The organism is Streptomyces sp. NBC_00631 (assembly GCF_045206895.1).
Lineage (GTDB): Bacteria > Actinomycetota > Actinomycetes > Streptomycetales > Streptomycetaceae > Streptomyces.
In genome coordinates this window covers 5,123,635-5,148,972 of the sequence record NZ_CP107734.1, presented here as the reverse complement: position 1 = coordinate 5,148,972, position 25,338 = coordinate 5,123,635, and the positions used below count along the sequence as shown (strand labels likewise).

The window sequence follows — 25,338 nt, the reverse complement described above, 5'->3', positions numbered from 1 at the left end:
TCGCCATGGACCGGCACGAACTCGGCATGCGCGAGCAGGCCATCCTCGCCCTCGAACGCCGGGGCTTCGCGAGCCCCGGCGCGAAGGAGCGCGCGATCCGTGAGGAACTGGACCTGGCTCCGGTGCGCTACTACCAGCTGCTGAACGCCCTGCTGGACGACGAGCGTGCGCTGGCGCACGACCCGGTCACGGTGAACAGGCTGCGCCGGGTACGGGAGGCGCGCCGCTCGGAACGCTGAGCGTCCTCCAGGGGGCTGTGCGCCCTTCGACCCCTCATCGGTGGACATTGGTCTGCGCGCCTGTGGGGGCTGGTCGCGCCCACGCGGCGGAGCCGCAAACCGACACAGCCCCGCGCCTCTGACGGGGCGCTGTCCTGGCCCCCTCACGGGGCGTTGCTCGGATAGTGTCGGGTGCATGGGAACCCACATCACGGAACCCCTCCCGACGCCCCGCACCTCCGCCGGTCGTGACGGTCTTGCCGCGCTTGTCTCGCAGCCCGGCTCCGCCCTTGTCGGCCTCGACTTCGACGGCACCCTTGCTCCGATCGTCGCCGACCCCGAGCAGGCCCGGGCCCACCCGGACGCCGTACCGGTGCTGGCCGCGCTCGCCCCGAAGGTGGCCGCCGTCGCCGTCATCACCGGCCGCCCGGCCGAGGTGGCCGTCCGCTACGGCGGCTTCGCCGGCGTACCCGGCCTGGAGCACCTCGTCGTCCTCGGCCACTACGGCGCCGAACGCTGGGACGCGGCCACCGGCGAGATCACCGCACCGCCCCCGCACCCCGGCATCGCCGCCGTCCGCGCCGAACTCCCCGCCCTCCTCGACCGTGCCGGTGCCTCGCAGGGCACCTGGATCGAGGAGAAGGGCCGGGCGATCGCGGTCCACACCCGCCGCGCCCCCGACCCCCAGGCCACCTTCGAAACCCTCCGCGCCCCCCTCACCGACCTCGCCACCCAGCACGCCCTGATCGTCGAACCGGGCCGCCTGGTCCTGGAACTACGCCCCCCGGGCATGGACAAGGGGACGGCGCTGCGCGAGTTCGCGAGGCAGACCGGCGCGGGCTCGCTGCTCTACGCGGGCGACGACCTCGGCGACCTCCCGGCCTACGCCGCCGTGGAGAAACTCCGCACGGAAGGCGTCCCCGGCCTCCTGGTGTGCAGCGGCAGCACCGAGGTGACAGACCTCGCAGACCGCGCGGACGTGGTCACGGAGGGCCCGGAGGGAGTCGTACGACTGCTGAGGAGCCTGGCAGCCCTGAGTGCTTCATGACTTGCAGCGCCCCGTACAGCAGCGCCCCGTAAGGGGCGCGGGGCTGTATCCATTTGCGGCTCCGCCGCGTGGGCGCGCCCAGCCCCCACCGTCCCGCAGCCGAACCTCTACCCGGCCTGCCCCTCCAACGCCCCCAACTGCTCAAGAAACCAAGCCGCAGGGGGCAACGCCGTAGCCGCCGCGGCCAGCCGCTTGCACCGCTCCGCCCGCTCCTCCACCGGCACAGCCAGCGCCAGTGCCAACGCGTCGGCCGTCCCCCCGATGTCGTACGGGTTCACGACCACCGCGTCCTCGCCCAGCTCCTCGTACGCCCCCGCCTCCCGCGACAGCACCAGCACGCATCCCTCGTCCGACACCACCGGCATCTCCTTCGCCACCAGGTTCATGCCGTCCCGGATCGGGTTCACCAGCGCCACGTCGGCCAGCCGGTACGCCGCCAGCGACCGGGCGAAGTCGTCCTTCACATGCAGCACCACCGGCGTCCAACCCGCCGTCCCGTACGCGGCGTTGATCTCGTCCGCCACCCGCCGCACCTCGGCCGTGTAGTCCCGGTAGACGGCGAGGTCCTGCCGCGACGGATACGCGAACGCGACATGCACCACCCGCTCCCGCCACTCGGGGTGGTCGTCGAGCAGCTGCCGGTACGCCAGCAGGCCCCGCACGATGTTCTTCGACAGCTCCGTCCGGTCGACGCGGACGATGGTCTTCCGCCGCTCGCCGCCGGCCGCCGCGCCGCCGATCTCCTCGCGCAGCGCCCGCATCCGCTCGTCGACGTCCGGCTCGTGCGCCCGCTTGCGCAGGAAGTCCGCGTCGGCCCCCAGCCCGTGCACCCCGATCCGGGTCTCCCCCGAGGAGGGGATCCCCGGCCCCAGCACCGCATGGCAGCAGGCGACGAACGCGTCCGCCCACCGCCGCGTCAGGAACGCCGCGTGATCGGCGCCCAGGATCCCGCTCAGCAGCTCCGCCGCGATGTCGTCGGGCAGGAGCCGGAAGTAGTCCGGCGGTGCCCAGGGGGTGTGGGAGAAGTGGCCGATGCGCAGGTCCGGGCGCAGGCGGCGCAGCATCCGCGGGGCCAGTGCCAGGTGGTAGTCCTGGATGACCACCACCGCGCCCTGGGCCGCCTCCTCCGCCAGTGCCTCGGCGAAGGCGCGGTTGTAGGCCTGGTACGACGCCCACTGCCGCCGGAACTCCGCGTCGAAGACGGGCTCCAGCGGGGTCTGGTAGAGCATGTGGTGGACGAACCACAGCACCGAGTTCGCGATGCCGTTGTACGCGTCGGAGAACACGTCCGCGTCGATGTCGAGCATCCGGACCTGCTGCCCGCCGGTGTCCCCGGCCGGCAGCCGGCCGCCCTCGGCCCGCCGCACCGCCTCCCGGTCGCCGCCGCTCAGCGCCGCGCACACCCACACCGCGTTCGCGTCCGGCCCGATGGCCGAAAGCCCCGAGACCAGCCCGCCACCGCCCCGTCTGGCGTGCAGGGAACCGTCTTCGCGCAGCTCGTACGAGACCGGGCCGCGGTTCGAGGCGACCAGCACCTCGGCACCGCCGGTGGAAGCCATGGGAGAAGCCATACGCCTGAACCTAGCCCGGCCCGTAAACGCTCAAACGTACGGCCGCGCCCGACGCGCCGCCGTATACGGCCGTACGGCGAAGTCACGCCACGACGTCGGCCATGACGTCACGCCACCCGGCGCTCGGCGTACTCCGTGATCTCCACCATCGGCGGCCGTTCCTCCGTGTCCACGGAGTACGTGCGCGGTTCGAAGCCGTCCTCGCCCCTTTCGAACTGGGTGAGGGAGGGGCGGATCAGGTGGCCGCGGGCCAGCCGCAGCTGGGCGGTGCGGTAGATCGCGGCGGACATCCGGCCGAGGGCCTGGCCGTCCTGGTGGCGGTGTTTGCGGACCCCGACATCGACCTGGGCGAGGGCGTCGAGGCCCACCAGGTGCAGGGCGTCGACCAGCATGCCGAGCTCCACGCCGTAGCCGACCGGGAAGGGGAGCTGTTCCAGCAGGGAGCGCCGGGCCGCGTACTCGCCGCCGAGCGGCTGGACGAAACCGGCCAGCTGCGGCCAGTGCATGTTCAGCAGCGGGCGGGCCATCAGTTCGGTGACCCGGCCGCCCTGTCCGGCGGCGCCGCCGAGCGGACGGTCGTACATCGCCTTGACCAGGTCCACGTCCGGGTCGGTGAGGAGCGGGCCGACGATGCCGGCGACGAAGTCGGAGGAGAACTCCCGCAGGTCGGCGTCGATGAAGCAGACGATGTCCCCGGTGGTGACCAGGAGGGAGCGCCAGAGGACCTCGCCCTTGCCGGGCACGGCGGGGATGCGGGGCAGGATCGCGTCGCGGTGCACGACGCGGGCGCCGGCCGCCGCGGCGACGGCTGCGGTGCGGTCGGTGGAGCCGGAGTCGACGACCACTATCTCGTCGACGAGCGGCACCTGCTGCATGAGGTCGTGGCGGATGATCGCGACGATGTCGCCGACGGTCTCCTCCTCGTTGAGCGCGGGCAGCACGACGCTGACCGTCTGCCCGGAGGACCGTTTGGCGGCCATGACCCGGTGCAGGGGACGATCGGATACGGACCAGGAGCGGGTGGCCAGCCAGCGCTCGACTTCTTCCAGCACGGTCAGCGGCTCCTCACTGTCACGGTCACACGACGAGGTGTGATCCATCTCGCGGTTCGGACGACTCTCTCAACTGTCCTGGCCTTCGGTTACAGTCTTGAACAACGCCGATGACCATCGCATGTCCTGGGGTCACCGGCCGTTGACAACCGCATACAGCTCATCCAGAGGGGCAGAGGGATACGGCCCGATGAAGCCCCGGCAACCCTCCAGTCGGTTCTCGTAGATCGCCGATCAGTGTCGATCGCCCGCGAGGCTCCCGGCTAGGGAAGGTGCCAAATCCGTCTCACGGCGAGATGCGTCGTGAGGAAGATGAGGAGAAAGGGCCTCGCCTCACATGGCTGTGCAGACTGTTGCAAGCACCACGGATTCCACCGTCGACCTCGGCCCCGCCGCTGCCCTCAGCTGCCGCGAGTGCAGTCACCGGGTGCCGCTCGGCCCGGTGTTCGCCTGCGAGGAGTGTTTCGGCCCGCTGGAGATCTCGTACGACTTCTCGGCCTACGACACCGAGGAGCTCCGCAAGCGGATCGAAGCGGGTCCCGCGAACATCTGGCGCTACGCGCCGCTGCTGCCCGTCCCCGCGGACGTGGCGACCAAGCCGAACATCAACCCCGGCTGGACCAAGCTCGTCAAGGCCGACAACCTCGCCCGTGAGCTCGGGGTGACCGGCGGGCTGTACGTGAAGGACGACTCCGGCAACCCGACGCACTCCTTCAAGGACCGCGTCGTCGCCCAGGCCGTCGAGGCCGCCCGTGCCTTCGGCTACACCACCCTCTCCTGCTCCTCCACCGGCAACCTGGCCGGGGCGGTCGGCGCCGCCGCCGCCCGGGCCGGCTTCCGCTCCTGCGTCTTCATCCCGCACGACCTGGAGCAGGGCAAGGTCGTCATGGCCGCGATCTACGGCGGCGAGCTCGTCGGCATCGAGGGCAACTACGACGACGTGAACCGTTTCTGCTCCGAGCTGATCGGCGACTCGGCAGGCGAGGGCTGGGGCTTCGTCAACGTCAACCTGCGGCCGTACTACGCGGAGGGCTCCAAGACCCTGGCGTACGAGATCTGCGAGCAGCTCGGCTGGCAGATCCCGGACCAGCTGGTCATCCCGATCGCGTCCGGCTCGCAGCTCACGAAGATCGACAAGGGGCTGCGGGAGCTGATCAAGCTCGGGCTCGTCGAGGACAAGCCGTACAAGATCTTCGGTGCGCAGGCCGAGGGGTGCTCGCCGGTGTCGGTGGCCTACAAGGAGGGCCACGACGTGGTGCGGCCGCAGAAGCCGAACACCATCGCCAAGTCCCTCGCCATCGGCAACCCGGCCGACGGCCCGTACGTCCTCGACATCGCGCGCCGCACCGGCGGTGCCGTGGAGGACGTCACCGACGAGCAGGTCGTCGACGCCATCAAGCTCCTTGCGCGGACCGAGGGAATCTTCGCGGAAACCGCCGGCGGAGTGACGGTTGGAGTCACCAAAAAGCTCATTGAGAATGGGTTGATTGATCCGGCGAAGTCGGTCGTTGTACTCAACACCGGTGATGGACTGAAGACGCTGGACGCGGTTGCGGGAACCGGACTCACCGCGACCATTCGCCCGAATCTGGAGTCTTTCCGTGAGGCCGGGCTCGCCTGAGTCCCCTGAGAAATAGGGCGTTGCCCAGACCGGAGGTAAAAACGTGAGCGTCACCGTTCGCATCCCCACCATCCTGCGCACCTACACCGGCGGCCAGGCCGAAGTCACCGCCGAAGGCGCCACCCTCGGCGAGGTCATCTCCGACCTGGAGAAGAACCACACCGGGATCTCCGCGCGCGTCCTCGACGACCAGGGCAAGCTGCGCCGTTTCGTGAATGTGTACGTCAACGACGACGACGTGCGGTTCGAGCAGGGCCTGGAGACCGCCACCCCGGACGGGGTCGGTGTCTCCATCATCCCGGCCGTGGCCGGCGGCTGACGTGCTGACCTGCTTGACAGGCTGATCGAATGACCGAACATTACCTTCGGTAACGCCGATCACCGACTGTTCATCGGATTGCCCCCTCCGTGAGAGAAGCGGAGGGGGCAATTCTGTGTGGTTGAGCGCGGTACAGTTGGGGAACACGGTCCCGATCTCCAGGTCGGGGGCCCTGTATTCGATACCGCGAGCCCGACAAGAAGTAGCCAAAGTGTGCGGGTTATATGCGGCTTTTGCGGCCTTTATGGGGCCCGACTTGCCCTGAATTCGGCCGAATTCTTGCTACATTCCGGACCCTTCCCGTCCAGAATTCTCGTCCGATTGACCTGTTGCAGACGGCAGTTGGACAGATACATTCAGCCGCGGTCGACGCGTTCCGGCGCACGCCCCCAACCAATGGGGGGTGAGGTCTGACCCGGATCCGCGAAGTGTGGATCTGTGCAAGGGCCAGTAATAGGGGAGTTAGGCATGGCTCAGGGCACCGTCAAGTGGTTCAACGCGGAGAAGGGGTACGGCTTCATCGCGGTCGACGGTGGTGCGGATGTATTCGTCCACTACAGCGCGATTCAGATGGACGGCTACCGCACCCTGGAAGAGGGTCAGCGGGTCGATTTCGAGATCTCGCAGGGCCAGAAGGGGCCGCAGGCGGACATGGTCCGGCTGGCGACCAGCTGAAGCACGCGCCGACTGTCAGCGACGTTCTTCTGTATTTCTTCGAAGGGCTCGTGCCTCCCGGGGCACGAGCCCTTCGGCATGCCTGGGCACGAGCCCGGGCGGGCCGACTCCGGGGGCCGATCCCCGGGGGCGCTCGCGGCCGCCCGTCACCCGACCGCCGCCCCTCGACGAGCACTCGCTTCGCGAGCGCGCCTTGCACTCTCGATGGGCGAGTGCTAATCATTGGCGTTAGCACTCTGAAGGTGAGAGTGACAAAGAAGGACCGGGTCGGTGAGGCCCGCAGGCCGGGTGGGGCAAGGAACCCACGGGTCGGCGAGCCGTCCGTCGCGGGCGCGGGCGCGGTCCGAAGACTCACCCCCAGTCCTGGAGGGACCACTTCACATGGCCAAGATCATCGCGTTCGACGAGGAGGCGCGGCGCGGCCTTGAGCGCGGTATGAACCAGCTCGCCGACGCCGTCAAGGTCACCCTCGGCCCCAAGGGCCGCAACGTCGTCCTTGAGAAGAAGTGGGGCGCCCCCACGATCACCAACGATGGTGTGTCCATCGCCAAGGAGATCGAGCTGGAGGACCCGTACGAGAAGATCGGCGCCGAGCTGGTCAAGGAAGTCGCCAAGAAGACGGACGACGTCGCCGGTGACGGTACGACCACCGCGACCGTGCTCGCCCAGGCCCTGGTCAAGGAAGGCCTGCGCAACGTCGCGGCCGGCGCCAACCCGATGGCCCTGAAGCGCGGTATCGAGAAGGCCGTCGAGGCTGTCTCCGGTGCCCTGCTTGAGCAGGCGAAGGACGTCGAGACCAAGGAGCAGATCGCCTCCACGGCCTCCATCTCCGCCGCCGACACCCAGATCGGCGAGCTCATCGCCGAGGCCATGGACAAGGTCGGCAAGGAAGGCGTCATCACCGTCGAGGAGTCCCAGACCTTCGGTCTGGAGCTGGAGCTCACCGAGGGTATGCGCTTCGACAAGGGCTACATCTCGGCGTACTTCGCCACCGACATGGAGCGTATGGAGGCGTCCCTCGACGACCCGTACATCCTGATCGCCAACTCCAAGATCGGCTCCGTCAAGGACCTGCTCCCGCTCCTGGAGAAGGTCATGCAGTCGGGCAAGCCGCTGCTGATCATCGCCGAGGACGTCGAGGGCGAGGCCCTGTCGACCCTGGTCGTCAACAAGATCCGCGGCACCTTCAAGTCCGTCGCCGTCAAGGCCCCGGGCTTCGGCGACCGCCGCAAGGCGATGCTGAACGACATCGCCATCCTCACCGGTGGCGAGGTCATCTCCGAGGAGGTCGGTCTCAAGCTGGAGAACACGACCCTCGACCTGCTGGGCCGCGCCCGCAAGGTGGTCATCACCAAGGACGAGACCACCATCGTCGACGGCGCCGGCTCCACCGAGCAGGTCCAGGGCCGGGTCAACCAGATCCGCGCCGAGATCGAGCAGTCCGACTCGGACTACGACCGCGAGAAGCTCCAGGAGCGCCTGGCCAAGCTCGCCGGTGGCGTCGCCGTCATCAAGGCCGGTGCCGCGACCGAGGTGGAGCTCAAGGAGCGCAAGCACCGCATCGAGGACGCGGTGCGCAACGCCAAGGCGGCCGTCGAGGAGGGCATCGTCGCCGGTGGTGGCGTGGCCCTGCTGCAGGCCTCCCAGGTCTTCGAGAAGCTGGAGCTGGAGGGTGACGAGGCGACCGGCGCGCAGGCCGTGAAGCTCGCCCTTGAGGCCCCGCTGAAGCAGATCGCCGTCAACGCCGGCCTTGAGGGCGGCGTCGTGGTGGAGAAGGTCCGCAACCTCACCCCGGGCCACGGCCTGAACGCCGCGACCGGTGAGTACGTCGACCTGATCGCCGAGGGCATCATCGACCCGGCGAAGGTGACCCGCTCTGCCCTGCAGAACGCCGCCTCCATCGCCGCGCTCTTCCTCACCACCGAGGCCGTCATCGCGGACAAGCCGGAGAAGGCCGCCGCGGCCGCTCCGGGCGGCATGCCGGGCGGTGACATGGACTTCTGAGCCTGACGGCTCGGCAGTTCCGACGCGGTATCGAGGGCGGCACTCCTGTTCGGCAGGGGTGCCGCCCTTCGCCGTACCCCGTGTCCCGGGTCACACGGCACGCGCGCGGGGCCGGGAATGCGTACGAGCGGGCAGTTCGTTGTGCAGAGACGTGCGCTCGATGCGTGTGCACATACCGTCCGGTATACGGCCCAGGGCTACGACCTGGGCACCCGAGCTACTCACGAGGAGCCCCCCCACGTGACCGTCACCACGTCACCCGCCTCCCGCGCGGCCGAGATCCTCTCCCGTCCCATCGCCCTGAACGGGCTCACGGTCCCCAACCGGATCGTGATGGCGCCGATGACCCGCCAGTTCAGCCCCGGCGGCGTCCCCGGCGAGGACGTGGTCTCGTACTACTCCCGCCGGGCCGCCGCCGGTGTCGGCCTGATCGTCACCGAGGGGACGTACGTCGGCCACGACTCGGCCGGCTACAGCAGCCGCGTCCCCCGGTTCCACGGCGAGGAGCAGCTGGCGGGCTGGGCGAAGGTCGCCGAGGGCGTGCACGCGGCCGGCGGCACGATCGTCCCGCAGCTGTGGCACATCGGCATGGTCCGCAAGCAGGGCCAGCCGCCGTTCGCGGACGCCCCCGCCGTCGGTCCCTCCGGCATCCGCCTGGACGGCACCGAGGGCGAGGGCAAGGCCATGACCCAGCAGGACCTGGACGACGTCATCCGCGCGTTCGCCGAGGCCGCGGCCGCCGCCGAGCGCATCGGCTTCGACGGCGTCGAACTGCACGGCGCCCACGGCTACCTGCTCGACCAGTTCCTGTGGGCGGGCACCAACCGCCGCACCGACGGGTACGGCGGCGACCCGGTCGCCCGCACCAGGTTCGCGGCGGAGATCGTGGCCGCCGTGCGCGAGGCGGTGTCCCCGGAGTTCCCCGTCATCTTCCGCTACTCGCAGTGGAAGTCCGACAACTACGACGCCCGCCTCGCCGAGACCCCCGAGGAGCTGGAGGCGATCCTCACCCCGCTGGCCGCCGCCGGCGTCGACGTCTTCCACGCCTCCACGCGCCGCTACTGGCTCCCCGAGTTCGAGGGCTCCGACCTGAACCTGGCCGGCTGGACCAAGAAGCTCACCGGCAGGCCCACCATCACCGTCGGCTCCGTCGGCCTCGACGGCGAGTTCCTCAAGGCCTTCACCGGTGAGGGCTCCGCGACCAAGGGCATCGACGACCTCCTCGACAGCCTGGAGCGCGAGGAGTACGACATGGTCGCCGTCGGCCGCGCCCTGCTCCAGGACCCCGAGTGGGCGGCGAAGGTCCTCGCCGGCCGCGCGGACGAGCTGAAGCCGTTCGACGGGGCGGCGCTCAAGACCCTGAGCTGACCCCACCCGTCCGCCCTCGGGTCAGCCGGCGACCAGCCAGAAGAACCCGAGGGCGAACGCGTACGGGACGACGATCAGCAGGGCGGGCCGCAGTGCGCGGGGGCGGGGGCGGTCTGCGCGCGCGAAGGCGTCGTACGCGTATACGACCGCACTGGCGCAGCACCCCGCCGCGAACATCGTCGACAACAGCCCGGACACCCCGCCCCAGCGGCCGACCACGGCGGTCGCGGCCAGTGCGTGCCCGGCGAGGGCGGCACCCGAGGCGATCCAGCAGACCGGATCGTCCCCGGGCCGCCAGGGCGGGCGCCCCCCCGCGCCCCCGCCCGGTGAGCCGGGTGACGAACGCGTACCCCACCGCGGGCAGCCCGGCGAGCATCAGCAGGACGGCCCACATGGCGCCGGTGTCCTCGGAGACGGTCATGATCACCCCACGATGGCCATGACCAGGGCGACCACACCCTGCACGAACAGGGACAGGACGCCGAAGAGCAGGGCCCACCAGCGCGCGACGTCCGCTCCCAGGCCCCGGTACCTCGCCAGGCCCCAGCTCCCGGCCGCGGTCAGGACAGGTATCAGGGCCAGCACGACCTGACCCGCCACGACCAGCGGGACCACGTCGAGCGCCAGCAGCACCCCCAGTCCGGCCCGGACGCCCCGCGCCTCGCGCGTCTCGGGACGTCCGAAGCGCATAGCGCCGTAGACCAGCGAGTGGACGAGGGCGACGAGGGTGCAGATGATGACCAGTCCGGAGGCCTGGTCGCCCAGGGCCGCGAGGAAGTCGCCGTGCACCAGCCCGTCCAGAAGGTGGTCCGACACGGTGAAGGACGACACCCCGAGCGTGATCAGGAGCGACACGCGCAACTGCCTGAGCAGGCCGCTCATCGGCGTTCGCCTGCGGCACGGCTCGCGTACGTCATCACGGCTCGGCTCTCCGGGTCGGCGGCTGACTGGGACATGGGACGCCAGGAACCTGTGAGAGCGCCGTCCTTACTCCTTGCCTGGCCGAAAACCGCCGGCCCAGGTGCGCGCAGTCTATGCGGCGGCCGTGCGCCTCCTGTCGGGCAAACCGGTTCCGGCCTGCCAGAACGCCCCAAGTGGTGAGCAGGTACGACCCACTTGCCGCGCGCACTTCGTTATGGGCTTGTGATGGCCGCGGGCGCCGTCGTCCCGGTGCCGCGCCACGCGGACCTGCCCTTTTTCGGCCACCCGCCCGGAGTGTGCCGACGCGGTGGGCACGGCGGGGCCTTTCTCATTACCTTCGTCGTCATGAGCGACGCCTCCCGCCCGGCCACCCCCGCCGATCTCGACGCCATCGTGTCCACCCTCACCAGCGCCTTCTTCCACGACCCGGTGTGGGGTCCGGTCTTCCCCGACGAGAGCCGGCGGGCCGCGCAGGCGGCGGTGCTGTGGCGGGTCTACGCCACCTCGGCGCTGCGCTATCCGTGGACGTTCGTGACGCCGGGCGCGGAGGCGGTGGCCGTGTGGATCCCGGCGGGCGGCGTCGAGCTGACCGAGGAGGAGGAGCGGGGGCGGTCCGGGCTGATGGAGCGGGTCGCGGGTGCCGGCGTGGCACGTGCGGTCGAGGCGGCCGAGGCGAGCTTCGGGGCCGCCCACCCCGACGAACCCTTCTTCCACCTGACCATCCTCGGCACCCATGCCGACCACCGGGGCAGGGGACTCGGCATGGCCCTCCTGTCCGACACCCTGACCCGTCTCGACGCCGTGGGCGCGGCCGCCTATCTGGAGTCCACCAACCCGGCCAACGACCGCCGGTACGAGAGCGTCGGCTTCACCCCGCTCGCCAAGATCACCATGCCCGGCGGCCAGACCGTGACCAGCATGTGGCGTCCGGCCCGCTGAGCGTCCTTTCCCTGGCCCGTATCCACAACTGCCCTCTAACCTGCGGAAGATGAGGATCCTGCATCTTTCCGACACCCACCTGGACCGCACCGCGGGCCCCAACGGGCGCGGGGTCGACGCCACCGCGTCGCTGCGGCTGCTGCTCGACGAACTCCGCCATCTCGGCGGTCTCGACGCGGTCGTCGTCACCGGCGACCTCGCCGACGACGGCGCCGTGGAGGCGTACACCGCCCTGCGCACCCTGATCGGCGCCTACGCGCGGGACCGGAACATCCCCGTCCTGTGCACCACGGGCAACCACGACGAGCGCGAGGCCTTCGCCAAGGTGCTGGGCAGCGGGCATCTGAACGCCGACGGCACCGACCGCGCCGAACTCTCCTTCGACTCGGCGCAGCGGGCCGCGGTGAGCACGGTCGGCGGCTGGCGCTTCGTCACCCTGGACTCCCTCGTACCGGGAAAGGTGTACGGCCGCTTGGGCGCGCCCCAGCTGGAGTGGCTGCGCGAGGTGCTGCGCACCCCGGCCGAGCAGGGGACGGTCCTCGCCTTCCACCACCCGCCCGTCGCCCTGGACATCTCGGCGACCCAGCAGGTCTTCGGGCTGCGTGACCCCGGTGAGCTGGCGGCGGCGGTCCGGGCCAGTGACGTCCGGGTGATCCTCACCGGGCACTACCACCTCCAGCTCTTCGGCCTGCTGGAGTCGGTGCCGGTGTGGGTGACACCGGGGGTGGTCAACCGGATCGACCTGACCGTGGCGGCCGGGGGCGAGCGGGCGGTGCGCGGGGCGTCGGCCTCGCTGGTGGAGCTGGGCGGGCCGGCGAGCCCGATGTTCCACACCTTCCATGCGCGGGATCCACGGGCGCATGAGACGGTGTACGAGATCGACGAGGCGGAGGCCAGAGCGTTCGTGGCCCGGCACGGCTGACCTGGATTCACCCCAACGGGTGAGGGATGTTCGGCACTCGTGCGAAGCGCCGGACGTTTCATCGGTGACCGGCTGTGAAACCGGCAGCGGTCAGTCGCAGGAAGTGGCAGCAACCAGCCGTCGAAAGCGAGCGATCATGATCACGAACGAGTCCGCCGAGCCGGCGCCCGTGGCCGAGGGCCCCGTCGTGCGCACCACCGCCGGTGCCGTGCGCGGCCTGCGGGAGGACGGCCTGGCGGTCTTCCGCGGCATACCGTTCGCCGATCCCCCGGTGGGAGCGGCCAGGTTCGCGGCGCCCCGCCCGGCCCGGCCCTGGGAGGGCACGCGTGAGGCGTACGCCTTCGGCCCGCCGCCCCCGCAGGACCTGGGCATCCAGGGGTTCACGGGTGCTCTGGAGGCCCCCGAGGGCGACGACTGGCTCACGGTGAACGTGTGGACACCCGACCCTGACCCGGCCGCCCACCGCCCGGTGATGGTGTGGATCTACGGCGGCGCCTACAAACTGGGCCACTCCGGCAGCCCGGGCTACGACGCCCAGCACATCGCACGCGACGGCGACGTGGTCGTGGTCTCCCTCAACTACCGGGTCGGCATGGAGGGTTTCGCCCACATCGAGGGTGCGCCCGCGAACCGGGGCCTGCTGGACCAGGTGGCGGCGCTGGATTGGGTGCGGGAGAACATCGCGGCGTTCGGCGGCGACCCCGACCGGGTCACGGTCTTCGGCGAGTCGGCGGGCGCCGGGTCGGTGGCGTCCCTCCTGGCGATGCCGAGGGCGCGCGGCCTGTTCCGGCGGGCGATCGCCCAGAGCGTCCCGGGCACCTTCTTCTCCGCCGAGCTCGCCGAGGACATCGGCAGGGCCCTCGCGACCGAGGCCGGCCTGCGCCCCACGGCGGCCGACCTGGCGACGACCGACCCGCGCCGGCTGACCGAGGCCGGGCAGGCGCTCGGCGCCAAGATGCCGCAGTACGTGGACCGTTGGGGCCAGATAGCACCGACGGTCACCCCGTTCTCCCCGGTGGTCGACGGCGAGGTGCTCCCCGCCACCCCCTGGCAGGCGCTCGCGTCCGGCGCCGCGCGGGACGTGGACCTCCTCGTCGGTCACAACCGCGACGAGTTCCGGCTCTTCCTGGTCATGAGCGGGATGTACGGCAAGATCACGGAGGAGCAGGCGACCGGCGCCCTGCGCCTGTTCGCACCGGGCGGCGCGGCGGGCGACCGTGCCTACCGAGCCGCCCACCCCGACGCCTCGCCGAGCGACCTGTACGAACGGGTCCAGACCGACTGGCTGTTCGCGATACCGTCCCTGCGCCTGGCGGAGGCGCAGATCGCGGGCGGCGGCCGGGCCCACCTCTACGAACTGACCTGGGGCGCCCCGGGCAACGGCGGCCTCCTCGGCGCCTGCCACGGCCTGGACATCCCGCTCCTCTTCGGCACGTTCGAGGCGGACCTCGCCAACCTCCTCTGGGCGGACACGGGAGTCACCCCCGAGGCCAAGGCCCTCTCCGCCCGCTTCCGCACCGCATGGACGTCCTTCGCGGCGACCGGCGACCCGGGCTGGCCGGCCTACGACACCGAGGGCCGCTCCACCCAGGTCCTGGACACCACACCGACGGTCACGGCGTACCCGGAGGAGACGAGCAGGCGGCTGTGGGAGGGATACGACTTCGCACCGTCACCGCTGCTCGGCTGACGGCCCGGTGATCCGCTTCTCGAACCAGTGATGGGCGTACGGCTCGTCGTTGAACGCGGGGACCTCCTCGAAGCCGAAGGAGTGGTAGAGGTTGATCGCGGAGCTGAGCGTCTTGTTGGTGTCCAGGCGCAGGGTGTCGTAGCCGTGCCGGGCGGCCCGCTCTTCCAGCTCGTTCAGGAACCGGCGGGCGAGGCCGAGCCGCCGGGCCTGAGGGGCGACCCACATGCGCTTGATCTCCGCCGGCGCCCCGGACGGCAGCTTCACGCCCGCACAGCCGACGGGGTCGCCGTGCAGCCGGGCGACCAGGAACAGACCGTGCGGCGGCCGGAGTTCACCGGCGTCGGGCAGCAGGCTGCGCGCGGGATCGAAGCCGGTGTCGAAGCGCTCCTGCAGTTCGGCGAAGTAGGACAGCAGGCAGTGCCGGGCATCGGGGTGGTCGGGGTCGACGACGTCCAGGGTGACCGTGCCGGCGGTCAGCAGCCGGTCGACCTCGGCCATGGCCGCGACCAGCCGGGCACGCTGCGCGGCGTTGAGCGGCTGGAGGAGGGAACCGGCCAGGTCGTCACTGCGGTCGTCGAGCAGGGTGCGCTCCGCCCGCCCCTTCTCCGTCAGCCGCACGGTACGCACCCGCCTGTCCTGCGGGTGCGGCTCCACCGCCACCAGGCCGTCGGCCTCCAGGGAACGCAGCAGTCGGCTGACGTACCCGGAATCGAGTCCGAGCCGTTCGCGCAGCCGCCGTACGTCCTGGCCCTGCTCGCCGATCTCCCAGAGCAGCCGGGCCTCGCCGATCGGCCGGTCGCGGCCCAGGTAGCGGTCGTGGAGCACGCCCACCCGCTCGGTGACGGTGCGGTTGAACCGCCGTACCTGCTCGATCTGCGCCCCATCCATTCTCTGACCTTAGTCAGAGAATGGATGGGGCGCCACCAGCCACTACAGATTGCCCAGGGGCTCGATGTCCACGTGCACCGGAGTGCCCCACACCCGGAGCACCTCGTAGTCGGTGAACTCGTGGACCAGCCGGTAGGCCATCGCCGGCCGGGATCCGCGCCGCTGGGCGGCGAGATACAGCTCGGCCTCCCGACGGTCGCGCCGGGGGGTGCCGCACAGCTCCCACTCCCGGCCGTTCCACGCCTCCGGCAGCCAGCGCTGCTGGGGCTGTGGCCGGTCGGCGCGCACCCCGTACCGGGACATGGACGGCCCGGCGGCCTCTCCCTGCGCGGACGGCCGGGGGCCGCCCCCGTACTCGGACCTCCGCGCCGCCCGCCGCCGCGTCTCGCACAGCAGGCACAGGTCGGGGGCGCTCTCGTCCACGGGGCCCTGCGGATGCTCGGCACACCGGGTGGTGGGCGCGGCCGCGCTGACGCTCTCCTCCAGCAGGTCGAGAGCGCGCCGCAGATCATCCTTGACCTCGTGCAACTTCGCGTCGGGCGTGTCCCCGGTCAGCGCCTCCCCGTGCTCCCCGAGCAGACGAAGGGCCCGGCCGAGGGCGGTGAGCTGGGCGTGGTTCATACGGACCAGCGTGGCATACGGCGCTGACAGCACCGCGGGAGCGCGATCGTACGGAGCCTCCGGAACTCGTTCATGCGTGGTGCTCGCACACCACCGCGTGGATCACGCGCGTGTGCTTCGGCGTATCCGCGACGTCCCGCAGCCTCTGAAGCTCTGCAGGCTCGCTTGTCATGCGGGTGTCCTCTCCCGTCGTTCGTTCATCGCGCCACGGATCTCCGCGACCCGCGAGCGGACCTCGGAAGGTGACAGGAGTGCGTGGTGGCTGCCGGGGGCGCGTTCGCCGCGGCACGCGCCGCAGATGCCGCCCGGCAGCGCCTCCGGGCGGCCCGGCGCCCCGCACTTCGCGCACTCCAGGATCCGCAGCGGCGGGCGGGCAGCGGGCCGCACCGGCTCGGGCGGGAGCTTGTCGGTGAGGCGTCTGCGGAGCAGGGCGGCCGGGTGGTGGACGGGGGAGGGGAGGCCGCTGGTCAGGGCCTGGAGGGCGTACTCGTCGGTGGCGCCGCGGGCGAACCACTCCGTGAGCAGCGGGGCGAGGGCCGCGCAGTCGGCCTGGGAGAGGGAGAGGGCCGGGGCGGTGCGGCCGAGGGCGGCGAGGAGGATGTGGGCGCGGGAGCGGGTGGGGCGGGCCCGGTCGGGGGGCTGCTCCGGTTCCGGTACGGCGCCTCGCGTGAACGCCGCCCACCAGTCATCGTCGCGTGCGGTACGGGACCACCACGATCGGGTGATCCAGCGACAGCTACCGGAGTCGGCGAGGTGTTCCCGGCCCCGCCGCAAGTGCCCAGCCCGCTGGAGGTTGTTGAGGGCGGTGCGGAGGGCGCACTGCCCGTAAGGGAGCTGCTTGGCCAGCGTCTTCACGGAGATGTCGGCGCCGTCGGGGAGCCGGTCGACGTACGCGGCGATGGCGGCTTCGCGGGGCGGGAGGTGGGCGAAGTCATGCGCGGTGCGACGGTGTTGGTCCGGCGCGGACCGCTTTCCGTAGCCGGGGTTGGCCATGGGGTGCGGGGCGGCGTGCGCGGACAGGGGGGCAGCACTAAACTGGCTGACAGCCATGGGATCGCTTGTTCCGATCTTGTTGGTCAAGCCCCCGCAGGTGTTGGTAGCGCCTGACGGGGGCTGTTCTGTTCGTTGTGCGGGCACGCTAGACGATCGCCCGAGGCTCAAGCCGGGTCAGGCGCCGAGGTCCTTGAGGTTTTCGACGAAGGCTGACCATGCCGCCGACCGGAACACGAGCTCCGGGCCGAGGGGGGCGGTCTTGGAGTCGCGGACGGGGATGAGGGTGGGGTGGCCGACAGCTACTTCGAGGCAGTTGTCGCCCCCCTGGCTGTAGCTCGACTTGATCCACATGGCCGTGCTCAGGTCGTGGTTACGGATGTTCCTCATGGGCGTAATCCTCTGCCAGCGCCTCGACCAGGGCAAGGGACTCCTGCTGCGAGAGGGCGGAGGCGGCGAGGAGATCAAACAGGAACCTCAGTTGGGTGACAGTGGCAGGGTCATCCTCCAGCCGCCCCTTGCGCACCGCTTCGAGGTAGGCCAGCGCGGGAGCATCCTCGAACTCCATCAGCTTGAGGGCTCCCGCCATGCCTGCGTGCGCGCCCGCGCTGAGCGGCAGCACCTGCATGATGACCCGGTTCCGGTGGGACAGACCGGCGATGTGACGCAGGGCTTCCGCCATCACCGCCCGGCCGCCGGTCTCCCGGCGCAAGGCCGCCTCGTCGAGCACGGCCCACAACAACGGCCTTGTTGGGTGGTCAAGCAGTCGGGTTCGCTCCAACCGGCCTTCCGTCCACTCCTCGATGACCTCTTCCGGCGCGGTCGGCGCGTAGGCGCGGTTCACGATCCGGGCATACGCGGGCGTCTGAAGCAGCCCAGGGATCAGGAGTGGTGCGTATTCCCTGATCGCCGCGGCTTGAGCCTCGATCTCCGCTACGTCTGCGAAGTGATCCGCGTATTTCGACTTGGCCGCCGCCTTGCAGTTCCGCTTGAAGAAGCCACCGGTCTCCAGGACTTCGTCCAGCAGACGGGCGAGATCCGGCAGCATCCGCCGCGTCCCGGCCTCCAACTGCCCGATGTAGGACCCGCTCACGAACACCAGCTGGCCCAACTCTGCCTGGCTCATCCCTTTCCGCTCCCGGGCATGCCGTAACTCGGCGCCCAGCAAGGCCCGCGGCGATGACGACGGATCCAGATCCTTCGGTCCTGCCATGCGTACGCCCCTGTCCAACAGACGAGGTTGTTGGGATGCCGTATCTGGCCAGGTTAGAGGCGCGGCAGCCACGCTGTGTCGTGAACCGCAAACTCAGCGTGGAGGTAGGAATGGTGCTGCGGACCACCGAAGAGGTCGTGGAGTCGCTGCGGGCGGCCCTGAAGGGCGCCGGTGTCGTACTGCCGTCGCTCTGCGTCGACCCGGTGACCGGTGCGAGCGACGAGCCGTTCGCCCTGGTCGAGCTGGGGCGGTGCAATGTGCGGGTCGCTGAGCGGCTCGCGTCGGTGGTGCGAGGGGAACGGCCCCCCGTCGGGACGTATGTGACGGACGCACGGGACGGGCGGATCGGCGAGGTCAGGGGACATGTCGGCGGGAGGGTGCAGGTGCGGCCGGTGGCCGGGGGCCGGGAATGGGACTGTCCGGCGGGGTCGCTGGAGCCGGCGCCACCGGAGGAGGTGCTGCGGGCACAGGTGCGACGGATCAACGGGGCTCGGCGGCTACCCTGTTGAGGTGAGCGGAGCCGTACCGACGGACGTCAGCGAGCGCGAGCTGTCCCATCCCTGGGAAGGCGTTCTGATCGCTCCGGCGCACGGGAGCGAGATCGGCGTTGTGGTCCTGGCGGGATCCAGCGGGCGCGTCGAGCGGGAGCGGGCGCGCATCCTCGCTCGGCAGGGCTTCGCGGCCTTGGCGATCCGCTGGTTCGGTGGGCCTGGGCAGCCGCCGGGGATTTGTGAAGTTCCCCTGGAGACCTTCACCGCCGCCGTCGACTTCCTCCGGCTGGGCGGAGCGCGGCGCATCGGAGTTCTCGGCGTCTCCAAGGGGGCCGAGGCGGCCCTGTTCACGGCTGTGCTCGACGCGCGCGTGGACGTGGCCGTCGCCCTGTCGCCCACCTCGCGAGTCTGGTGCAATGTCGGCCCGGGCCGCGACGGAGCGCACCACCCGTATCGCTCGTCCTGGACCTGGCGGGACCGGCCGCTGCCTTTTGTCCCGATGGACGATTCCTGGGTTCCCGCGGAGCCGGACAGCGGTCCCGTCGCCATCCGGGGATGGTACGAACTGAGCGAGCGGACCTTCGCTCACTCGATTCCGTCGGCGGAGATCCCCGTGGACACGGCCAGAGCCGATCTCCTGCTGGTGGCAGGCGGCGATGACGCGATGTGGCCGTCACTTCCCTTCGCCGAGCGGCTGGCACAGCGCCGACGGTCGGCCGGGGCGTCCGTGCGTCTGGTCGCTCGCGACGACGCCGGCCACCGGCCACGCCTCCCTGGTGAGAACCCCGCGCCGACGTCCCCGCGCTTCAGGTACGGAGGCACTCCCGAAGCGGACGTGCTCCTCGGCAGGGCGGCATGGCCGCACATCCTCGACGCGCTCGGCGGCGGAAGAGCCGGTACCGAAGACCGCTGAAACCGGCCAACTTCTTGCGTCGGCTCTCCCATCCACCAGGCTTTGTAGACGATTTGTCGGCAACCCATCGGGGTTCACCCTCTACAGCCTTCGGCACGCGGAGGGCGACAGCGCGCGCCTCGACGCCGACATCCCGAAGAACCGCGACCAGATGAACGCGAAGTACCACGTCGCGGACCAGGTCAACCCGGACCGTGCCCGGCACTGGTGGATCCGCCTCGGCACGAAGGACAGCGGCACCTCGCTCACCGTCGCCGCCAACTTCGCCGCCAGGCTGAAGAACCTCGGCGACGACGTCGACATCAAGTACTACTGGGACGCCGGGCACGGCGCCGACGACGACCCCGGTGACTTCATCACCTGGATCGCCGAGGTGACGGGTCACCCGGGCTACCGGCGGCGCTGAAACCGACGTAGGTCGCCAGGAACCCCACGGCGTAACCGGTCAGCAGGCCGCCCGCGTAGATCGCCGCCGCCAGGGCCGGGCCCCTGTTCCCCGTGAGGAGAGGGAACAGGGCCCAGCCCGAGGGACCGATGGCGGTGGCGCCCACCCGGTCGCCGAGCACCGCGAAGAAACCGACGAAGGCGCCGCCCGCCGCGCCGCCCGCGCAGGCGGTCAGGAAGGGGCGGCCCAGCGGGAGCGAGACCCCGTAGATGAGGGGCTCGCCGACGCCGAGCAGGCCCGCCGGGAGCGCCGACCTGATCGTCGTACGCAGTGAGGTGTCGTGGCGGAGGCGGGCGTAGACGGCGAGGGCGGCCCCGACCTGGCCCGCGCCCGCCATGGCCAGGAGGGGGAGCAGGACGGTGTAGCCCTGCTGCTGGATGAGGGTGGTGTGGATGGGGATCAGGGCCTGGTGCAGGCCCAGCATGACGAGGGGGAGGAAGAGGCCGCCGAGGACGAGCCCGGCGAACGGTCCCGTGGTGGCGAGCAGCCAGTTGGCGGCGGTGCCGATGGCGGAGGAGACGCGACCGGCGGCGTACATGAGGCCGTAGAGCGTGGCGAGGCCTGCGACGAGGACGGTCACGGTGGGGGTGAGCAGGACGTCCAGGGCGTCCGGGACGCGGCCCCGGCACCACCGTTCGACGTACGTCGCGAGCAGCGCCGCCGCCAGGGCCCCGAGGACTCCGCCCTGACCGGGTACGAGCGTCACCCCGAAGGCCGTCACCTTCGCGACGCCCGGACAGACGACGATCGCCGCGACCGCGCCCCCGAGGATGGGCGTCCCGCCGAACACCTTCGCCGTGTTGTATCCGACGAACACGCTGATCAGCGCCATGAAGCCGGAGGCGATGGCGGCGAGGGCAGGGGTGAGCCAGGAGAGCCGGCCGGTGTTCACGAGCAGCCCGTTGAGCCCGGCGAGCACCCCGCAGCCGATGAGGGCCGGGATGAGCGGCACGAACACGTCGGCGATGCGGCGCAGGGCGGTCTTGACGGGGGTCGCGTTGCGCCGTGCCCGGGCCGCCCGCAGCTCGACTCCACGAGCGGCGAGCTGCCCGGCCCCGGTGGTGTCCGCGTGCGGGGCCCCGCAGGTTTCCGGCTGCCCGGTCCCGTGGACGGCGGGTTGCCCGGTCCCGCCGGCGGGCGGTTGCCCGGTCCCGTCGACGGCAGCATGCCCGGCGCCACCCATGGCATGCTGCCCGCCGCCACCGATGGGGGGTTGCCCGCCGCCACTGGTGGGGGGTTGTGCGCCGCCACCGACGGGCGGTTGCGCGGCGCCGCCGACGGCCGGGGTCGGCTGTCCGGCGGCGAGCAGTTGTTCGAACTCGGCGGTCACCTGGACCACCGTCCCCGGGCCGAGTACCACCTGGAAGCTGTCGCCGTCGGCCACCACCCCCAGCACACCCGGCACGGCCCGTACCGCCTCCGCGTCCACGAGCGAGCGGTCGTTCACCGTCACCCTGAGCCGGGTCATGCAGTGGGCGGCCAGGGTGACGTTGGCGGGGCCGCCCACCAGGGGCAGCAGCGCGGCGGCGGTGTCGTACGGCGATCTCTGCACTCTCCGAGCGTGCGGGTCAGCCGCCCGTCGTGGCGAGCGCCGCGCGCAGATGGCCGCCGGACTCCTCCAGAAGGCGGGCGGCGGTGGGCCCGTCGACGCCGGCCAGGATCACCAGGACGGCGTTCTTCACCTCGCCGCCGGTGGCGGTGAGGGCCGCCTCGATCTCCGCGTCCCCGGCGCCGGTCGCCAGCGCCACGATCCGCCGCGAACGGGCCCGCAGCTTCTCGTTGGAGGCACGGACGTCGACCATCAGGTTCCCGTAGGTCTTGCCGAGCCGGATCATCGTGATCGTCGACAGCATGTTGAGGACGAGCTTCTGGGCGGTGCCGGCCTTGAGCCGGGTTGAGCCGGTGAGCAGCTCGGGGCCGACGACGACCTCGATACCGTGCTCGGCGGCGGTCGCGAGCGCGCTGCCCGCGTTGCAGGAGAGGCCGACGGTCAGGGCGCCGAGGGCACGGGCGTGCTCGACGGCGCCGACGGCGTAGGGGGTGCGGCCGGAGGCCGAGATCCCGACCACGGTGTCGCAGACGCCGATGCCGAGCGCGTCGAGGTCCGTACGGGCCAGTTCCGCCGAGTCCTCGGCCCCTTCCACGGACGTGACCATGGCCTCCGGCCCGCCCGCGATCATCCCTACGACCTGACCGGGACGGGTGTTGAAGGTGGGCGGACACTCGGACGCGTCCAGCACCCCGAGCCGCCCGGCGGTACCGGCCCCGGTGTAGACCAGCCGGCCACCCTGGGCCATCCGGGCGGCGATGCCGTCGATGGCGGCCGAGATCTGGGGCAGCCGCAGAGCCACGGCGGCGGCCACCCCGGCGTCCTCGCCGTTCATGAGGCGGGCGATGTCGAGCGTGGGGAGCGTGTCGATCTCGGCCAGGTCCGGCCGGAACGCCTCGGTGGTGAGCGCTTCGAGTTCGGTACGGAGAGCACGGTGTTCGGTGGTCATGGGAGAACAGCTCTTTCTGATGCGGTCCGGTGCAACCCCCCAGGGGCGCGGGGCTGTGTGCGATTTGCGGCTACCGCCGCGCGGGCGCGACCAGCCACACTCAGCCCGCGGATTCCCACAACAGTCAGCCATACGGTCTCTCTACCTCGGCACACTCCGGTGCCGATGAGCCAACGCCTCGTACGACGCCGCCAACGCCGGCGCGGCCGCCTCGTACGTCCGCTGCGCCACCCCCACGAACAGGCAGTCCACCACCAGCAACTGACTGGTCCGCGACGACATCGCCGCCGGCCGCAGCTCGCTCTCCCGCGAGGTCGACGTCGTCAGCACATGGTCGGCGTACCGCGTCACCGAGGACCCCGGCCGCCCGGTGATGGCGACGGTCGTGGCCCCCCGCTCGAAGGCCACCCGCAACGGCTCTATGACATCCCCGGTCGCCCCGGAGTGCGTGATCGCTATCGCCACGTCCCCGGCCCGCAACTGCACCGCGTTGGTGACCGCGAGATGCGGATCGCTGTGGGCGTGCGCTATCAGCCCTATCCGCAGCAGCTTCTGCGTGAGGTCCTGGGCGACCAGCCCCGACGCCCCGATGCCGTACACATCGGTCCGCCGCGCCCCGGCGAGCGCGCTGACGGCGGCCCCCAGCTGCACCGTGTCGAGACCGGCCGCCGTGTCCGCGAGGGTCTGCTGCTCGTCGTGGGCGAGTTTCGCGACGACGTCGGCGATCGGGTCGTCGACCGCGATGTCGGTGGTGATCGCGGGCGCCCGCCCCGACTGCTGGTGCGCGGCCAGCCCGGCGAGGGCGAGCCGCAGGTCGCGGTAGCCGGGATAACCGAGCAGCCGGGCGGTGCGGACGACGGTCGCCTCGCTGGTGCCGGTGAGCTCCGCGAGGCCGGTGACCGTGAGGGCCGCGCAGCCGGCGGGATCGCCCGCGACGGCCTCGGCGACGCGCTGCATGGAACGGGTCATGGAGGGCGCGAGGGTCCGCACCTTGGCCGCGAGGGCGGCGGGAGCCGGTGGCGCGGTGCCGCTGCCGGTTCCCTGGCTGCCGAAAATTTCCTTCACGTTCTCGGTCACTCTTGAAAGATATTTTCGGTTCGGTCGTCCGGTCAAGACCGCGCACAATGGGTCCATGGACCCCGTAAGCCCCCTGGAACAGGCGTTGCACGCAGCCCGCGCCCTGGTGCTCGCCGACCTGGTCGCCGGTGAGGTCGCCGAGGCGGACGTGGTCTCGCTGGTGGAGGACTCCGTCGTGCAGCGGCGCTGGTGGGTCCAGCAGTGGCCGGAGGGCGCGGAGTACGTGGCGGGGCTGGTGGCCCAGGACGTCCAGGACGCGCTCCTGGAGCGGTACGGCCGCTGGCCGCTGTGCCCGGTGTGCGGCTCCGGCGACCCGCACGCCCTGGACGTCGAACCGGAACTCGGCCCGGACCCGCACTGGGTGTGCCACAAGGCGGGCGTGAAGGTCGCCTCCGTCGGCTCCCTGGGCGGCTCGCTGGGCGGCGGGATGTCGTCCTCATGAGGGAGCTCTCATGAGGGGGTTCATATGACGGTGTACATCGACCCGCCGAACTGGCCGGGCCACGGCCGGATGTGGTCCCACCTGGTCAGTGATGTGTCGTACGCCGAACTGCACTTGTTCGCCGAGGGGCTGGGTGTGCCCCGCCGCGCCTTCGAGCGCGACCACTACGACCTTCCCTCCCACCGCTACGCGGACGCGGTGCGGGCCGGCGCCGTGGAGGTCAGCAGCCGCGAGGTGGTGCGGCTGCTGCACGGGGCGGGGCTGCGCCGGCGCAAGAGCGACATGCCGAGGTGACGACGCCCGGACGACGGCGTGACGGCCGCTGACGGCGGCTACTTCGCCCGCAGTTCGAAGGCCAGCCCCTCCTCGTCCTCGCTCACCTTGGTGAACCCGGCGCGCGTGACGACCGCCTGGGAGGGGGTGTTGGCCGCCTCTATGGTCGCGAACAGGGACCGTACGTCGTCCCGGGCGGACGCCCAGTCGGCCAGGGCGCGGAGCGCCTCGGTCGCGTAGCCGTTGCCGCGGGCGGCCTCGGTCAGGTCGTAGCCGATCTCCACCCGGCCGTCCTCGTCGGGGACGGAGTGGAAGCCCATGCCGCCGATCGCCCGGCCGTCCTCCCGGCGGACCAGGGCGAAGACGCCGAACTCGGGCCGGTGCACGCCTCCTTCGTACGCCTTCAGCAGGAAGCCCGCCGCGTCCCGGGTGCCCTCGTAGGGGCCGCCGTCGGTCCACTCGAAGCCGCCGTCGCCGCCGAGGCGCAGGTCACGGGCTTCGGCGGGGCGGATGCCGACGAGGTCGAGGCGTTCGGCGGGGATGACGAGGTTGTTGTTCCAGCGCCACTGGGTGACCGGGGCGCGGCCGGGCAGCTCGCCGCGGCCGGTGGCCCAGAGCAGGGTCTGCCAGGGCGTCGGACCGGGCTGGACGTGCGGGAAGAGGTGGGCGAGGACGGACTCGGCGAGTTCCTCGGCGGGCTGGTAGGGGAGCCCCAGTCCCTGCGTCATGTCATGGGTGTGGAGCAGTACTTCGGCGATGCCCATGCCGGCGAAGCCCACGCGGTCGGCGCTGCGGAAGGGGTACGGGTGGAAGGCGCGGACGTGCCGGGAGGTGGTGCGGACGGTGGCGGCGAGCAGGGCGCCGGTCGTCTCGATCACGTGCAGCAGGCCGGAGTTGTCGGTGCCGTCGTCCAGCCTGAGCTCGAAGGGCACGTACGCGTCCTGGGCGCGACCGGCCAGGTTGGCGGCGTACGCCACGAGGTCGTCGGCGACGTGGACCGCCGTCTCGTGGCAGTTCCAGTCCAGCCCGCCCGCCCGCACCTCCGTCCAGTCCCGTGCCACCGCCGGTCGCAGCGCCGCGACACAGCCGGCGACGGCCTCCGTTATCCGATCCCCGCCCAGTTCACGCATGAGCCGCAC

The 25,338-nt window shown here is 71.3% G+C and carries 28 protein-coding genes and 1 riboswitch; of the genes, 15 read left to right on the top strand and 13 right to left on the bottom strand.

What is annotated here, in order from left to right; translation table 11 throughout:
• Positions 1-5 precede the first annotated feature (5 nt).
• Positions 6-239, top strand: coding sequence for a DUF3263 domain-containing protein (locus OHB00_RS23505; protein WP_365791439.1), 234 nt, complete (start codon positions 6-8; stop codon positions 237-239).
• 175 nt (positions 240-414) lie between these two features.
• Positions 415-1,266 (top strand): trehalose-phosphatase, encoded by an 852-nt coding sequence (otsB, locus tag OHB00_RS23500; RefSeq protein ID WP_406437277.1) that lies wholly within the window; start codon positions 415-417, stop codon positions 1,264-1,266.
• A 107-nt stretch (positions 1,267-1,373) separates the two neighbouring features.
• Here the strand turns inward: otsB and OHB00_RS23495 are convergent, their stop codons facing one another.
• Together OHB00_RS23495 and OHB00_RS23490 are read right to left on the bottom strand one after the other, a co-directional pair.
• On the bottom strand, positions 1,374-2,825 hold the full coding sequence (locus tag OHB00_RS23495; protein WP_406437275.1) for a trehalose-6-phosphate synthase: 1,452 nt from the start codon (positions 2,823-2,825) through the stop codon (positions 1,374-1,376).
• 119 nt (positions 2,826-2,944) lie between these two features.
• On the bottom strand, positions 2,945-3,889 hold the full coding sequence (locus OHB00_RS23490; protein WP_406437273.1) for a glucosyl-3-phosphoglycerate synthase: 945 nt from the start codon (positions 3,887-3,889) through the stop codon (positions 2,945-2,947).
• 157 nt (positions 3,890-4,046) lie between these two features.
• A riboswitch (SAM riboswitch) is annotated at positions 4,047-4,208 on the top strand.
• Positions 4,209-4,226: 18 nt separating this feature from the next.
• On the opposite strand from OHB00_RS23490, the gene thrC reads away from it, so the two are divergent.
• The 5 genes from thrC (at position 4,227) to OHB00_RS23465 (ending at position 9,876) form a co-directional block, all read left to right on the top strand.
• Positions 4,227-5,510 carry a threonine synthase gene (gene thrC / locus OHB00_RS23485; RefSeq protein WP_406437271.1) on the top strand — a complete coding sequence of 428 codons (1,284 nt, stop codon included), beginning with the start codon at positions 4,227-4,229 and terminating at the stop codon, positions 5,508-5,510.
• Between the two features lie 43 nt (positions 5,511-5,553).
• On the top strand, positions 5,554-5,829 hold the full coding sequence (locus tag OHB00_RS23480; protein ID WP_406437269.1) for a MoaD/ThiS family protein: 276 nt from the start codon (positions 5,554-5,556) through the stop codon (positions 5,827-5,829).
• A 468-nt stretch (positions 5,830-6,297) separates the two neighbouring features.
• Positions 6,298-6,504, top strand: coding sequence for a cold-shock protein (locus OHB00_RS23475; RefSeq protein ID WP_019057200.1), 207 nt, complete (start codon positions 6,298-6,300; stop codon positions 6,502-6,504).
• Between the two features lie 381 nt (positions 6,505-6,885).
• Positions 6,886-8,508, top strand: a complete 1,623-nt coding sequence (gene groL, locus OHB00_RS23470; RefSeq protein WP_406437267.1) for a chaperonin GroEL — start codon at positions 6,886-6,888, stop codon at positions 8,506-8,508.
• Between the two features lie 240 nt (positions 8,509-8,748).
• Positions 8,749-9,876, top strand: coding sequence for an NADH:flavin oxidoreductase (locus OHB00_RS23465; RefSeq protein ID WP_406437265.1), 1,128 nt, complete (start codon positions 8,749-8,751; stop codon positions 9,874-9,876).
• A 21-nt stretch (positions 9,877-9,897) separates the two neighbouring features.
• Here OHB00_RS23465 and OHB00_RS23460 read toward each other — a convergent pair whose 3' ends face one another.
• A complete protein-coding gene (locus OHB00_RS23460; RefSeq protein ID WP_406437263.1) occupies positions 9,898-10,062 on the bottom strand; it encodes a hypothetical protein in 165 nt (54 codons plus the stop codon).
• A 237-nt stretch (positions 10,063-10,299) separates the two neighbouring features.
• The gene (locus tag OHB00_RS23455) at positions 10,300-10,758 is read right to left on the bottom strand and encodes a hypothetical protein (RefSeq protein ID WP_406437261.1); all 459 of its coding nucleotides are present in this window, start codon (positions 10,756-10,758) and stop codon (positions 10,300-10,302) included.
• A gap of 384 nt (positions 10,759-11,142) precedes the next feature.
• On the opposite strand from OHB00_RS23455, the gene OHB00_RS23450 reads away from it, so the two are divergent.
• The 3 genes from OHB00_RS23450 to OHB00_RS23440 all read left to right on the top strand — a co-directional run bounded on the left by OHB00_RS23450 (position 11,143) and on the right by OHB00_RS23440 (position 14,348).
• The gene (locus OHB00_RS23450; protein WP_406437260.1) at positions 11,143-11,736 is read left to right on the top strand and encodes a GNAT family N-acetyltransferase; all 594 of its coding nucleotides are present in this window, start codon (positions 11,143-11,145) and stop codon (positions 11,734-11,736) included.
• Positions 11,737-11,785: 49 nt separating this feature from the next.
• Complete coding sequence (locus tag OHB00_RS23445; RefSeq protein WP_406437258.1) at positions 11,786-12,658, top strand: metallophosphoesterase family protein; 873 nt, start codon at positions 11,786-11,788, stop codon at positions 12,656-12,658.
• A gap of 136 nt (positions 12,659-12,794) precedes the next feature.
• The gene (locus OHB00_RS23440) at positions 12,795-14,348 is read left to right on the top strand and encodes a carboxylesterase/lipase family protein (protein ID WP_406437256.1); all 1,554 of its coding nucleotides are present in this window, start codon (positions 12,795-12,797) and stop codon (positions 14,346-14,348) included.
• Here OHB00_RS23440 and OHB00_RS23435 read toward each other — a convergent pair.
• The 5 genes from OHB00_RS23435 to OHB00_RS23415 form a co-directional block, all read right to left on the bottom strand.
• Positions 14,331-15,236 (bottom strand): GNAT family N-acetyltransferase, encoded by a 906-nt coding sequence (locus OHB00_RS23435; RefSeq protein WP_406437254.1) that lies wholly within the window; start codon positions 15,234-15,236, stop codon positions 14,331-14,333. The genes OHB00_RS23440 and OHB00_RS23435 overlap by 18 nt on opposite strands.
• A gap of 42 nt (positions 15,237-15,278) precedes the next feature.
• Positions 15,279-15,857, bottom strand: a complete 579-nt coding sequence (locus tag OHB00_RS23430) for a hypothetical protein (RefSeq protein WP_406437252.1) — start codon at positions 15,855-15,857, stop codon at positions 15,279-15,281.
• Positions 15,858-16,025: 168 nt separating this feature from the next.
• Positions 16,026-16,907, bottom strand: coding sequence for a hypothetical protein (locus tag OHB00_RS23425; RefSeq protein ID WP_406437250.1), 882 nt, complete (start codon positions 16,905-16,907; stop codon positions 16,026-16,028).
• A gap of 117 nt (positions 16,908-17,024) precedes the next feature.
• Entirely contained in the window at positions 17,025-17,237 is a 213-nt protein-coding gene (locus tag OHB00_RS23420) for a DUF397 domain-containing protein (protein ID WP_406437248.1), read from the bottom strand.
• Positions 17,221-18,060, bottom strand: a complete 840-nt coding sequence (locus OHB00_RS23415) for a helix-turn-helix domain-containing protein (protein WP_406437246.1) — start codon at positions 18,058-18,060, stop codon at positions 17,221-17,223. Before OHB00_RS23415 ends, OHB00_RS23420 begins: the two co-directional genes overlap by 17 nt.
• A 116-nt stretch (positions 18,061-18,176) precedes the next feature.
• On the opposite strand from OHB00_RS23415, the gene OHB00_RS23410 reads away from it, so the two are divergent.
• The 3 genes from OHB00_RS23410 (at position 18,177) to OHB00_RS23400 (ending at position 19,870) form a co-directional block, all read left to right on the top strand.
• On the top strand, positions 18,177-18,569 hold the full coding sequence (locus tag OHB00_RS23410) for a hypothetical protein (protein WP_406445955.1): 393 nt from the start codon (positions 18,177-18,179) through the stop codon (positions 18,567-18,569).
• Between the two features lies 1 nt (position 18,570).
• Complete coding sequence (locus OHB00_RS23405) at positions 18,571-19,464, top strand: acyl-CoA thioester hydrolase/BAAT C-terminal domain-containing protein (protein WP_406437244.1); 894 nt, start codon at positions 18,571-18,573, stop codon at positions 19,462-19,464.
• Between the two features lie 151 nt (positions 19,465-19,615).
• Positions 19,616-19,870 carry a hypothetical protein gene (locus OHB00_RS23400; RefSeq protein WP_406437242.1) on the top strand — a complete coding sequence of 85 codons (255 nt, stop codon included), beginning with the start codon at positions 19,616-19,618 and terminating at the stop codon, positions 19,868-19,870.
• On the opposite strand, the gene OHB00_RS23395 is transcribed toward OHB00_RS23400, so the two are convergent.
• From OHB00_RS23395 to OHB00_RS23385, 3 genes are all read right to left on the bottom strand, one after another.
• On the bottom strand, positions 19,821-21,461 hold the full coding sequence (locus OHB00_RS23395) for a PTS transporter subunit EIIC (protein WP_406437240.1): 1,641 nt from the start codon (positions 21,459-21,461) through the stop codon (positions 19,821-19,823). The genes OHB00_RS23400 and OHB00_RS23395 overlap by 50 nt on opposite strands.
• A 16-nt stretch (positions 21,462-21,477) precedes the next feature.
• Positions 21,478-22,407, bottom strand: a complete 930-nt coding sequence (gene murQ / locus OHB00_RS23390) for an N-acetylmuramic acid 6-phosphate etherase (protein WP_406437238.1) — start codon at positions 22,405-22,407, stop codon at positions 21,478-21,480.
• A 141-nt stretch (positions 22,408-22,548) separates the two neighbouring features.
• Positions 22,549-23,484, bottom strand: a complete 936-nt coding sequence (locus tag OHB00_RS23385; protein WP_406437236.1) for a MurR/RpiR family transcriptional regulator — start codon at positions 23,482-23,484, stop codon at positions 22,549-22,551.
• Between the two features lie 55 nt (positions 23,485-23,539).
• Here OHB00_RS23385 and OHB00_RS23380 point away from each other — a divergent pair, with 55 nt between their 5' ends.
• Together OHB00_RS23380 and OHB00_RS23375 are read left to right on the top strand one after the other, a co-directional pair.
• On the top strand, positions 23,540-23,926 hold the full coding sequence (locus OHB00_RS23380) for a hypothetical protein (protein WP_406437235.1): 387 nt from the start codon (positions 23,540-23,542) through the stop codon (positions 23,924-23,926).
• 24 nt (positions 23,927-23,950) lie between these two features.
• Positions 23,951-24,220 carry a DUF4031 domain-containing protein gene (locus OHB00_RS23375; protein ID WP_406437233.1) on the top strand — a complete coding sequence of 90 codons (270 nt, stop codon included), beginning with the start codon at positions 23,951-23,953 and terminating at the stop codon, positions 24,218-24,220.
• Between the two features lie 38 nt (positions 24,221-24,258).
• Here OHB00_RS23375 and OHB00_RS23370 read toward each other — a convergent pair whose 3' ends face one another.
• The gene (locus OHB00_RS23370; protein ID WP_406437231.1) at positions 24,259-25,329 is read right to left on the bottom strand and encodes a GNAT family N-acetyltransferase; all 1,071 of its coding nucleotides are present in this window, start codon (positions 25,327-25,329) and stop codon (positions 24,259-24,261) included.
• Positions 25,330-25,338: the final 9 nt, after the last annotated feature.